This is a genomic window from Caldicellulosiruptoraceae bacterium PP1 (assembly GCA_041320695.1).
Taxonomy (GTDB): domain Bacteria; phylum Bacillota; class Thermoanaerobacteria; order Caldicellulosiruptorales; family Caldicellulosiruptoraceae; genus JBGGOQ01.
This window is the reverse complement of the sequence record JBGGOQ010000004.1, coordinates 107026-119636: the sequence shown is the minus strand read 5'-3', so window position 1 is coordinate 119636 and position 12611 is coordinate 107026. Positions and strand designations below refer to the sequence as shown.

Annotated in this window: 8 protein-coding genes; 1 reads left to right on the top strand and 7 read right to left on the bottom strand. The window is 29.2% G+C overall.

Annotated elements, in window-relative coordinates; translation table 11 throughout:
- The first annotated feature begins 102 nt into the window (after positions 1–102).
- Positions 103–1053 (top strand): CAP domain-containing protein, encoded by a 951-nt coding sequence (locus ACAG39_07790; GenBank protein MEZ0537142.1) that lies wholly within the window; start codon positions 103–105, stop codon positions 1051–1053.
- Between the two features lie 31 nt (positions 1054–1084).
- On the opposite strand, the gene ACAG39_07785 is transcribed toward ACAG39_07790, so the two are convergent.
- The 7 genes from ACAG39_07785 to ACAG39_07755 form a co-directional block, all read right to left on the bottom strand.
- Positions 1085–1339, bottom strand: coding sequence for a DUF2442 domain-containing protein (locus ACAG39_07785; GenBank protein MEZ0537141.1), 255 nt, complete (start codon positions 1337–1339; stop codon positions 1085–1087).
- A gap of 13 nt (positions 1340–1352) precedes the next feature.
- Positions 1353–1622, bottom strand: coding sequence for a DUF4160 domain-containing protein (locus ACAG39_07780; protein ID MEZ0537140.1), 270 nt, complete (start codon positions 1620–1622; stop codon positions 1353–1355).
- 87 nt (positions 1623–1709) lie between these two features.
- Positions 1710–4850: an S-layer homology domain-containing protein gene (locus ACAG39_07775; protein MEZ0537139.1), complete on the bottom strand. Its 3141-nt coding sequence runs from the start codon at positions 4848–4850 to the stop codon at positions 1710–1712.
- Between the two features lie 31 nt (positions 4851–4881).
- The gene (locus tag ACAG39_07770; GenBank protein ID MEZ0537138.1) at positions 4882–6057 is read right to left on the bottom strand and encodes an ABC transporter permease; all 1176 of its coding nucleotides are present in this window, start codon (positions 6055–6057) and stop codon (positions 4882–4884) included.
- Positions 6054–6737, bottom strand: a complete 684-nt coding sequence (locus tag ACAG39_07765; GenBank protein ID MEZ0537137.1) for an ABC transporter ATP-binding protein — start codon at positions 6735–6737, stop codon at positions 6054–6056. Before ACAG39_07765 ends, ACAG39_07770 begins: the two co-directional genes overlap by 4 nt.
- 19 nt (positions 6738–6756) lie before the next feature.
- Entirely contained in the window at positions 6757–8733 is a 1977-nt protein-coding gene (locus ACAG39_07760) for an efflux RND transporter periplasmic adaptor subunit (protein MEZ0537136.1), read from the bottom strand.
- A 342-nt stretch (positions 8734–9075) separates the two neighbouring features.
- Positions 9076–12546, bottom strand: coding sequence for an S-layer homology domain-containing protein (locus ACAG39_07755; protein ID MEZ0537135.1), 3471 nt, complete (start codon positions 12544–12546; stop codon positions 9076–9078).
- Between the last annotated feature and the right edge of the window lie 65 nt (positions 12547–12611).

The following is a 12611-nucleotide window of genomic DNA, read 5'->3' as shown; positions in this document are numbered from 1 at the left end:
CCTACTTTTTTATTAATATTGTCATATATTTTCTATTTTATATTATTAATAAATATTATACAATTAAATTAAATAACATCATTTTGAGAGGAGTACATGAAATTGAAAAAATTATTTGCTATATTTTTAATGTTATTCTTAACTATTAATTATACCTCTTTTGCAAGTATAACAACAAAAGAAAATAATAGCAAAAAAAGTGCATATATCTATGAAAAACAAGATACCTTCATTAAAGATTTTAAAAATACATATATGGTTTTACCCTCCCTTTTTTTTGGTGATTTTTATGTTTATGAAAATCCTTCAGACTTTTATATTGCCTCATTCTCTAATAAAAAGTTAGTATTTTTGTATACTACATCTAAAAACTTTGTTGGTGTAAAAAATGTTACTGTTGGTTCTAAAGCAAGTTTAATTAAAAATATTTTTAAAAATAAGATTATCAATAAGTATATAATTGATAAAAATTATATAACTTATACTTTTTCAGATTCTAACTTAGGCAAGGACTATGATTGTATTGATATGAACTTTTATTATATATTTGTCTTCTATGACCTTTTGAAAAATCCAAGTTATGTTAATGGAATACTTATTGTTGATAAAACTCTTTGGAATTCTTATTTAATTAATGATAAATATATAAATGATTTTGAAAAGGTTCAGGAGTCTTTCGCAAAAATAAATTTCTATCATCTAAATTCATTAAGAGCTTCACTTAAGTTAAAGCCTCTAATGTATTCTGAAAAACTTGCCTCTGTTGCTTTAAATCATTCAATAAATATGTCTAAATTAAACTTTTTTTCGCATACAGATTTAGATGGTCTTTCACCTTTTGATAGGATGACAAATGCAGGAATTAAATTTATGTCTGCTGGTGAAAATATTGCATATGGCAACAAAATGCTGCCAATATTTGCTAATCATCTTTTGTTTAATTCCCCTGGGCATAGGCACAACATAGAAGGAAATTTTGACTATATAGGTGTTGGTGTTAGAATTAGATCTAATGATTTGGATATATATTATACTCAGAATTTTATAAGGTAAAAAAAGTTGAGGGCAAATAACCCTCAACTTTTTAACTAACCGATTTATTTTTGATTTTAATACTTTCAATATATAAGGTATCTGGACAAAGATCTTGTTCATTTTTCCATTGTACTGAGCCCAAAAACGGTTTAACAGTTTTGAATAAATTCCAATCTTTTAATTCTTTAAATATTCCAATTTCTAAATATGGTTTCATGTCAAAAATACCCATTTCACCATTTGTAAAGGTTATTGTAAGTGTATAATCTTTGTTTGGAATAACATCTGAAACTCTTGGATACACATTATATCCTCCTCTACCTTAAAGGTTCAATTTTGTAAACATTCTCACCTTTAATAGCTAATTCCCAATTTGCCATAAGTTCATCTTGATGTATTTCAATCCATGCTTGAACTAATTTCATCTTGTTGGGTTTTATACTGCCTTCTAATAAATTGCCATCGGGTATTGAAACTACTGCCTCTATACCTTGATATGTTACATGTATATGTGGAACCATGTGTTTTTTATTATCCATATAATACATTGATATAATTATACCATAAAACATTGATAATATAGCCAAGATAAGTCACCATAATTTAGATATCTAATTTTATTATATATTATTTTTAGTTTTTAATCTATTAATTATTTATACTATCTATGAAATTTAATACTTAATAAAAACTACCTTCCCATCATAACCAAAGTAGAGGTATACATAATTCCCTACATTATATTCACTTGATTTTAGCATTGATACATCAAAGTCTTTACTAATTTCATATGTTGTATCTTCGAATTTTCTTGTAACTGAGTTATAAACCTGAACAACTATTGATGTTGGTGCAATCCTATTTGGCTTATAATCCTTTATATAAGCTACTATACTGTTTTGAACAACCAATATAAATCTATTGTTGCCAAAAATGTCTTTGACTTCATATACCACATCATTCCCTGCAACAGCAGTTTTATCAATGTAGTTACCATTTCTAATTATTGTTGAAGCATCACTAAAATCAATATCTCCGGCTTTAAATGTTATACATGAAGCAGTATCTGCCATTTGTGGTTTGCTATATATTGGATCATAAATAACTGCATATTCATAATCTGAATTTGTTTTGTTATACCCAAAAATTATTGTAGAATTTTTTTGAAGTTTTGGTATAACGTCTGAGTAGTTTATCTTTGCACCATCATAATAATATGTTGTTTTTTTAGGCAGATTAATTTCTTTGGATTCGTTATTACCTACTGCAATAGAAATTGTATTTCCATGTATATATGAAATTGTAACTGGATTTATTACATTTAGTGGTTTATAAATACTTGTTATTGTATCATCCTTAATATATACACCATATTTTATGCCAATATCTAACTTACCTACATTTTTAGCAACATTATATATACCTTTATCTGTAACAACTTGATTTTCTAATATCTTATCTGTGGTCTTATCATTGTCTAATATTACACATTCGGTATATTTACCTAAGGTTGAGCTATATTTATCTTTTATTAGTATATAATCATATTCATTTTTGTTATATCCAAAATATATATCTTGATTTGGTGTTAATATACTTTGTAATGAGTTATAGTCTTGTTTTGCACCATTATAATAGTATGTTGCCTTCTGTGGTAAATTAATTTTAACATTTGCTCCACCTTTTTCAACAGTAACCATATTATCAGAAAAATCTGTTATGGTACCTTTAAATATAGTGTTTAACTTTTTGTATACTAATGTAATTGAATTATCCTTTATAAATAATGCATATCTATAACCTATTTCCAAATTATTAATTTTATTAGGTTTATAGAATATCCCTTTATCAGTCAATACCTGATTTTTCTGTAATTTATCAGTTGTTGTGCTGTCATCTAAGATAACACATTCTGTATATGTTCCATAGTTTTCTTCATCATACAAATCCTTTATAATTGCATATTCATAGCCTGTATTATCACTATTTGTTGCAAGATATATTAGTTGGCTTGGTTTTAGTATATTTTTTAAATTCTCATAGTTTTGCTTTGTACCGTTATAGAAATATGTTGTTTTTTGTGGTAATAGTAGAGTTTGCTCATTATTATTTTCTGAAATAGTTACAGTGTAATCATCTACATCAGTAATATTAAAGCTTTTTGAATTATTTAACTTTTTATAAACCAAAGTAATTTTGTCATCTTTTATAAATAATGCGTATTTTGATCCAATATCTATTTTAGTTTTTGTATCTGTTAATGTATATATACCTTTGTCTGTGAGCACTTGCCCTTTTTCTAACTTATTGTTATTATTGCTACTATCAAGAATAATACACTCTGTATATGTCCCATAGCTTTCATCATATAAATCTTTTATAGAAATATATTCATAGCTTGATTTATCAGCATTATATGCCAAATATAATCTTTGACTCGGTTTTAAAATATTCTTTAAATTATCATATGACTGTTTTGTCCCATTGTAAAAGTATATGGCTTTTTGAGGGAGTATTATACTTTTTTCTTTGCCATTGTCTAAATATGTGATTGTATTATCAGAAACCTTATCTACATCAACCCTATATACAGTATTTAGCTTCTTAAATACTGCTGTAATTGTATCATCTTTAATATATAATCCGTATTTATATCCAACCTCTATATTTTTCGTTTGCTTCCCTATATAGAATATCCCTTTGTCTGTAAGCACTTGATTTTGTTCTAATTTATTTGATGTTTTACTATCATCTAAAATAATGCATTCAGTATATGAACCATAGCTTTCATCTAATGGGTCTTTAATAAGTACATAGTCATATCCTTGATTATTAGTCTTATAGCCTAAAATTATTTGCTGATAAGGCTTTAATATAGTGTTCAAATTATCATAAGTAATTTTATTACCATTGTAATAATACGCTGCATTTATTGGTAAAGTGAAAGAATTTATCTTTTTATTAGCTTCATAAAATATTGTTGTTAAATTATAGCTTTGAATGGTATATTGGCTAATTTTATTTATACTGCCATATACCTTGTTAATATCATTGTCTTCAATATTTACCATATATTTTTGTCCGACTGTGAATTTGAAGTTTACATTATTGTTAAGAATTCCTACATCGGTTTGAACTTCATTTTTTGCAAGTTTATTATTTGTATCTGATGTTGATAAAATAACAACTTCTTTATAAAGCCCAACAGAGTTGTTGAAAGTAACATTATTTTGATTGTTTGACTTAACATTTGTATCTAAAAGCCTACTTAATATTACTGCAATAGCCCATTTAGGAACTTTTTCGTTAGCTTTATATATAATTCCTTTTGTTAAACCAAGATCAAGTGCCTTGTCTATATAATTTCTTGGCCATGTTCCTGATAAATCTGAATCATTGTATCCTAACATCCTTACTACTGCGGTACAAACTTGAGCATATGTTACACTGTCTTTTGGATGGAACTTTTTATCAGACAAACCTGTCATATAACCTTTTTTGATTGCAAGGTTTATGTATCCAATCAATTTATTATTTGCTGTTACGTCAGGAAATACAGATGAATCTTCATAAAGCTTTGCCTGTTCTGACAAATTAGAAATTAGAATAATCATCCTTGCAAAATCTTCTCTTGTAACTAATGAATTTGGCATAAATTTAGATTGATTCTGAAAAATTCCTAACATTGTTAGTTTTTCTACAGAGCTTTTGTATGAAGCATTAGATGGAATATCTGAATATTGAGAAAATGCAGAAATAGAACTTAAACTTAATAAAATCAGCAATATAATTGTTATATATAACTTTTTACCCATATTTTCCCCTCCTGTTTTAAGTATTTCTCATTTATTCATATCTTAAGGCCTCTATTGGATTTAATCTTGATGCCTTTGCTGCTGGGAAAAGTCCAAATATTACTCCTATGGCTAATGATATTGTAAAAGCAATAACTGCCCATGGAATAGAGAATATTGCAGTTATATTAAATCTTGTCATAGCTTTTATAGAAACAAAGGCAATAATAATACCAATGAGTCCTCCAATACCAGTTACTACAATTGCTTCAATTAAAAATTGAATTAAGATATCCCTACGTTTTGCACCTATAGCCTTTCTAATTCCTATCTCTTTTGTTCTTTCAGTTACTGAAACAAGCATTATGTTCATAATGCCTATACCACCAACAATTAGTGAAATTGTTGCAATTCCACCCAATATAATCATAAGTGTGCTGGTAACACTATTTAATGTTGATAATAGTTGTGCAGAGTTGAATACTCTAAAAGAGGTTGTATCATTGTATATTGACTGTAAGAAATCATTTAAATAGTTCATAACCGTTTCACTCTTATTACCGTCTGTGACTTTTAATGCAAAATTTCTAATTGTTGCGTTTCGAGTAATTCTTTGTGCTACTGTAACAGGAATTATTACTTGATCATCATCAGATTGATCTTGGCCATTTGCTCTTTCCTGTAAAACACCAACTACTGTAAATACATTGCCATTAATCTTCATCTTTTTGCCTATTGGATTTTGCCCTTCAAATATATCATTTACAACAGCCGTTCCAACTAATGCCACTTTTTGCCTAAAATCAACATCTATAGGTAATATAAATCTACCAGAAGTTACATTTACATCTCTTATTGTACTGTAGTCTTCTGTTGTTCCAATTAATGATGTATCTCGAGTTTTGGTCCCATATTTTACAGTAACACTACCTGAAACTTGAGGTGCTATAGCTTGTATATCATCTTGATGTTTTTGAGCAAACTGAACTAACTGATCATAGGTTACATTTCTATTACTATTACGTCCTGTGATAGTTATTTGAATTAGATTTGTTCCAAGGCTTTCTATCCTATCTGTTACACTCTTTGTACTTCCTTGAGCAAGCCCGACAGCAGCAATAACTGCTGCAACACCAATTACAACACCAAGCATTGTTAAAAATGAACGAACTTTATTTGTAAGTATACTTTTTATTGCCATTTTGTAAGCTAATAAAAATCTTATCAAACTGTAAGCACCTCCTTGTCTTCGATTATTTGCCCATCTTGAATTCTTATCTTTCTGTTTGCTTGGTCGGCAATATTATTATCATGTGTTATTAATACAATAGTGTTTCCATTTGCATGAAGCTCTTTTAAAATTGCCATAATCTCTTTCCCTGATTTTGAGTCAAGATTGCCTGTTGGCTCATCAGCTAAAATCATAGGTGGATTTGTAACAAGTGCTCTCGCAATAGCAACCCTTTGCTGTTGTCCCCCTGATAGTTCAAATGGTTTATGATGGATTCTATCTTCTAAACCCACCATTTTTAAAGCTTCTCTAGCCCTTAAATGCCTTTCTTTTGAATGAACACCTTTATATATAAGTGGTAATTCTACATTTTCTATTGCTGTCAATTTTTGTATTAGGTTGAAACTTTGAAATACAAATCCTATTTTATTTACTCTAATATCAGCAAGCTTTGTATCACTTAATTTACTTACCTCTTCGCCATCAAGGATATATTTACCAGAGGTTGGTGTGTCAAGACAACCTAAAATATTCATAAGTGTAGATTTGCCAGAGCCTGATGGGCCAATAATTGCAGCAAACTCATGCTTCTGAATTTTCAGTGTCACACCATTTAATGCCCTAACCTCGTTATTACCCATTCTATAAATTTTGTATATATCATAAAGCTCAATCATTTCCCTCACTTCCATTCCTTTACCTATTACCACTTGATGATTGATTTGATGAGTTATTTCTTGTATTAGAGCCTCCAAAGTTATAGCCAGATGATTGTCTTCTAAATTCGCCAGAAGGATTTCCACCGCCAAATCCACCCATTATACCAAACCCCATACCTTGCTGAGTTGTCTGTGTTGTTGAGTTGGTAGCAAGAGGTGGTAATATTACAACATCTCCTTCATTTAATCCACTTATTACTTCAATATACTGGTCATTATTTATTCCAACCTCTATAGGCCTTAATACAGCACCTTTATAATAATCACCTAAACTTGATAACAACTGTCTTCTATTTGTTCTATTACTTGAACTATTTGCTGAACTACTATATTGTGAATTACTTGACCATTGCCCACTTGTTCCTCTATTATTTGTGTTAGAATCGTTATTTGATGAATTTGAATTTTGGTTATTATCATTATTATTTGACCAAGATCTTCTTTGGAAATTTCCATTTCCTTGCCATGAGGAAAAGTTTGAATCTGATGAATTTTGGCTGCCTGAATTATTTGATTTTACAAATACAAAATATCTATTACCCATTTTTCTTATTGCTTCAATTGGGATAAGCAAAGCATCTTGTTTTTCATTAACTATTATTTCAGCATTTGCATTCATACCTATCTTTATATTATTATTATCATTAATAGAAATTGTAACAGGATAGGTTGTTACACCATTTTGTGTATTACCTTCTATTGCAATTGCTTTTACAACACCTTTTAAAGGATTTTCTTGAGTAGAGGATATTGCATCTAATGTAACATTAACCTCTTGCCCTATTTTTATCTTCTCTATATCAAGTTCATCTATATCAACATCAAAAACTAAGTTCTTATCATCAAATATAGTGCATATTGTTTGAGATGGCTTTATATCATCTCCATTCTTTACAGATATATTTGTAACTACCCCATCAAAAGGTGCAGTAATTTTATATTCTTTTAATCCATCCATAGCTTCTTTCTTTTGATTTAAAAGGTCATCTATCTTAGATTGATTTTGTTTTCTTTGCTTTTCTAAGTCATCATTAGAAAGCTTTATAATTAATGACCCTTTATTTACAAATTGATTGTTTCTTGCATTAAGGGCGATAACATCACCATCAGTTTTTGCCTTTACTATCTGTTTGTTTACATATTCAAGAGTGCCATCACTAATACTTGTGAATGTCTTTTGATTTACATTAACTTCAGCGTTTGCATTCATTCCTTCTTTTAATGCACCTGGATTTTTAACAGTTATTTCAACGTCAAAAACCTCACCGCCATTGTCAGTAGTATATGTTCTATTTCCTATATATGATATATGTCCATCAATTGATTGTGAAACACTTGGAATATTAACAATTGCTTTTTGCCCTACTTTTATTTTCCCAAATGCAGTTGAGCTAAATTGAAGAGTAGTTTTTAAAGAGGATTCATCAATAATTGTGAACACATTCATACCTTTTGTTACTTTGTCGCCGACATTTAAGTTAACATTTGTTATGTATCCAGATATTGGGGCTAATATGTTAAGGTCCTTTATACTGTCAAGGATATCCTGTTGAGTTGACTCAAGGTCATCAATCTGAGATTGAATTGAATCAATTTTATCTTGTTGTGAAGAACTTTCAAGTTCAACAATAACATCACCTTTTTTTACTCTATCCCCATCTTTCTTAAAAACATTTGTAACTGTTGAGCTTACTGTTGATGTAATATCCACTGTCTGATTTGATTTTATTGGACCTGAACCAGAAACTGATACCTTTATACTTCCTTTGAAAGCTTGTGCAGTTCTTTGAGTTTGAGTTGATGTTTGTTTTGTAGCTTTAGACTTTAAATAATAATTTACAGTAAAAATAGCTGCTATGATAATTACTACGGCTAAAATAATGAATATGAATTTCCTTTTTAGAAATGGAGATTTGACAGATTTAATCTTTTTAGTACTTGTTATCTCACTCATTTATGCTTACCCTCCAATATATTGTTATATTCTTGTTTCATTATAAATTAATTATATAAATAGTTTGTAAATTCTTTTTGAATAATTTGTTAATAATTTTAATAATCATATATATTTTAAGGAATAATACTATATTAAATTATTATGTTAATTACAATGTATTGTTATACAACTTTTGTTGATGAAATACCATTATTATTCGATATAGCCTCTCCAGATAAACTAAAAAAATATATAAATCATAAATCTATTGAAATTGAGTATTAATAAAAAAATTATGGGACGGCTCAATATTGAAACCATTAGAGCCGTCCCTATATTTTGGTTTTTGAGAATTTATGCTTACTTTGTAATGCTTGTATTTGAAATTGAATTACCAGCTAAATCTTTAATATTTTGATTTAAAAGTATAACTGCTCCTGCATTCAAATTATTGGTAAACGTAATCTCAACCCATCTATTATCTGATGATTTTACAAAGTTCACAATGTTGCCACCAGCAACACATGAAAAATTATTTTTTATCAGTGTATTCGCATCCATTGGTTCACTAAATGTTATCTTTACTTTCTTTAAATCATTTGAATAAAATTCTGCATTTGCTACTGGTTTTATTCTTTCTGTAACATGAGCTACTTGTGTAGCTTTTGAAGGAATAACTGGATTCCCGCTACTGTCAACAATTAAGTCAGGACGCTTTATTTCAATTGTTAGAGTTTTATCAACAACGTTGGGTTTAATTACCTTAATAAATATGTTACCATTTTGGATATATGCAGTGTAGTCAAGCTCAGGAATCAAGGTTAAGTTGCCATCTTTAATATCTATACCTGCTGCAAGAACTGTATTTGTTATACCATCAATAAGTGTTACATTTTCATCAAATGAGATTATAATTGTGTCAGAGCTTGCATCAGTACCTACTGAAATATCTTTTTGATTTGCACTTATTCCATCTAATAACCTTATTGATGGATAGAAATTAACATCTAATGTTGGAGGAATACTTATATTTTGTTCAAACTGATCCTTTAAAGCACCCTCGAGCAAATAAAATTTAAGTGGTTCAGGGTCAACTCCACTATCATTTGAGTCAGCTTTTGCGTCAGATGTTAAAGAATTTATTGTTTTTAAAGTAATCTGTGTTTTATCTTGGCTTAATTCTGCATATGAGATATTAAGGTTGACTATTTTATCATTATCAGCATTATTGTTCAATTCAGTATTAGCATATGCATTTCTGAACATTATTCCATTTGGATTAACTTGGCTGAATGCTTTTCCATTTAATGCTTTTATTATAATTGTATTTTTGTCAATAGCTTTTACCTCTATATCTGCTGGTGTCATTGTTTGATAATTAGCTGTAATTGTATATGGTGTACTAATTGTAGCATTTGCTAAAATATTACCAGCCTTATCTTTAAGGGTGGGAGCAGCAATCTTATCCACAATACCTCCTGTTTGGCTCCATTTATTTGGTGTTGTATCATCTGCTTTTGGAACAAGTAACACTATCTTTTGTTGATTAGCAGATATTGTTTCTACTTTTGCTCCCTTAACTGTTGATAGTGGAACTGTTGCACTTCCATTACCTACGAAATAACTACTTAGGCTTTGAAGCAGTGTAGTATCCATAGGCTCTGAAAAAACAACCTCTATTCTGTCACTATCTGATTGGCTATCATATTTTGAAATAGCTCCAACAATTAATGGTGGTTGTGAATCCTTTGCTACAATAACCGTTTGATAATCATCTATAATGTTTTCCCTAATTGAGGTATCTTTCAGCCCTGAAATTTTTAATACAAATCTACCTGAATTAATATTTGAAAGTGAATCAAATTCAACAAGGTAAGTATCAGATGGATAATTACCATCAATACTAACTATACTTTTAGCTGCATTTTCAACAACGTTTAAAGCATCCTCTTTATATAGCTTAAATAATAAATTCTTATCTTTTGCATCAACAGCTTTTGAGAATACAACTTTTAAAGTATTTCCTTCGAGAACCTCAACGTATTTAACTTGAGGCTTTGTTGTATCATCTTGAGCTTTTGTACTTATTACCTGCCAGTTTGTATTAATGTTACCAATTAGATCCCTAACATTTCTATATTTTATATCAACACCTGCAATAGAACGAACATCAAATTTATTTCCTTGAACAAATGTAACTTCTATTGTTTTTTCATTGTAAAGTGCCTTTGTAGCATTGGTTGCTAAGTTTGTATTATCGCCTGCTTGCAGAATTTCAAATTCTCCCTCCGGGATTCCATTTATTGAGTTTATTTCCTCATCAAATGTTATCCTTACCTTATTATTAGAGACTATTTCTGTGCCAATAGCTTTTGGTGGATTTTTGTCTAAAACAGTAGTAATTGTAGTTTTATAATCTATCATTCTATAATTTGCATAGTCTTTAGCCTCTGTAATCTCAAGAGTATGAGACCCATCAGCTAGAACAGAATAATTCTCAATGTCAATAGCGTTTTCTTCATCAACTGAAGTAATCTTTGAATAAACATATTGTGAATCTATCTTTATCTCAGCAGAAATATTGTTCCTATCTGATATCTTATAATATCCATTTGTGTTTACTTGCATTGGCTCATTAAAATATATCCTTAGCTTTTTGCTGTTTATAACCTTAACCTCAATAACCTTTGGCTGAACTGTATCCATAAGAGTAAATGTTCTTTGCGTTGTTAATGTCTTGCCATCAGTACTTTTTATATTATTAAGCATTATCTTTATATTATCACTCTGATTTGCCTTATTTGTTAATACAAGTGTAAGCATTTTACCATCTTGTGATAAAGCCCTCTTACAAGTTATATCTTCATTGTCATTTATAAAAATCTTTACTGAATCAGAATCAATTGATGTTTTGTTTATCGGCTTTGTAAAACTTACATTTATTCTTTTTAAACTATCTGAACTTATTGAACCATATATATCGAAAGGAGATTCTTTGCCTATAAATGTAAGTTTGGTTTGCTTTCCTTTATAGCTTAATTTATATACAATGTTTGCAGTTTGTTCACTCGTTTTAAGAACAACAATAGATTTATTGTTATCTTGATAATTTGCATCAAATACTGTTAAATTATTGTCAATAGTAAAATTAGATTTATCTAGTCCTTTAACATCTTTATCAAACTTTATAACTACTTCAGTAGAGCTTGGGTTTTGAATTGATATTGGATTTTCGTCCTCATATTCCTTTGCATAAAAGGCATTATAAATCATTGCTGCAGTTTGTCCACGAGTAACATTTGCTCCAACATCAATTGTTTCTTCAATACCTTTGTATAACCCCAAATCATAACCTTTGTTTATGTAGTTTAATGGCCATTTTCCAATTAAGTCACTATCTTTATATCCTAAAGCCCTAACAATTATTGAAACAAGCTGCTCAGTTTTTAGATAGTCTTCTGGCTTAAAAGTGCCATCAGTAAATCCGTTAATAATGTTTAACATCTTTGCTGCCTCAATGTATCCCAACGCCCAATGTGTAGATTTTATATCCTTGAATGATGATTTACCTGTATTTTTCAAAGTATCAGCTAATGAAGATTTACCCAAAACAGCTACCATTATCTTTGAAATCTCTGACCTTTTTAGTGGCTTGTCCAAATTAAGATTCCCTTTCGAATCACCCGATAATACCCCTTTAGTTTTTAGTATCTGTGCGGCATTATTGATAGTATCTTGAGGTGTTTGTGAGAATGCTACATTTATATTTGTAAGTAGTACAATCAAAATAAAATTTAAGGCAATAAACGTGCTTATTATTCTTCTCCCCATTGAACTTATTGTATCCTCCTACTTCAAATTCTGTTAATAATATTGTAGCATTTTTTATGTTAAAG

What these genes read in the sequence shown, in the direction of transcription:
- ACAG39_07755 (MEZ0537135.1), bottom strand. Translation starts at nt 12,546, where the DNA reads ATGGGGAGAAGAATAATAAGCACGTTTATTGCCTTAAATTTTATTTTG.
- ACAG39_07765 (MEZ0537137.1), bottom strand. Translation starts at nt 6,737, where the DNA reads ATGATTGAGCTTTATGATATATACAAAATTTATAGAATGGGTAATAAC.
- ACAG39_07760 (MEZ0537136.1), bottom strand. Translation starts at nt 8,733, where the DNA reads ATGAGTGAGATAACAAGTACTAAAAAGATTAAATCTGTCAAATCTCCA.
- ACAG39_07775 (MEZ0537139.1), bottom strand. Translation starts at nt 4,850, where the DNA reads ATGGGTAAAAAGTTATATATAACAATTATATTGCTGATTTTATTAAGT.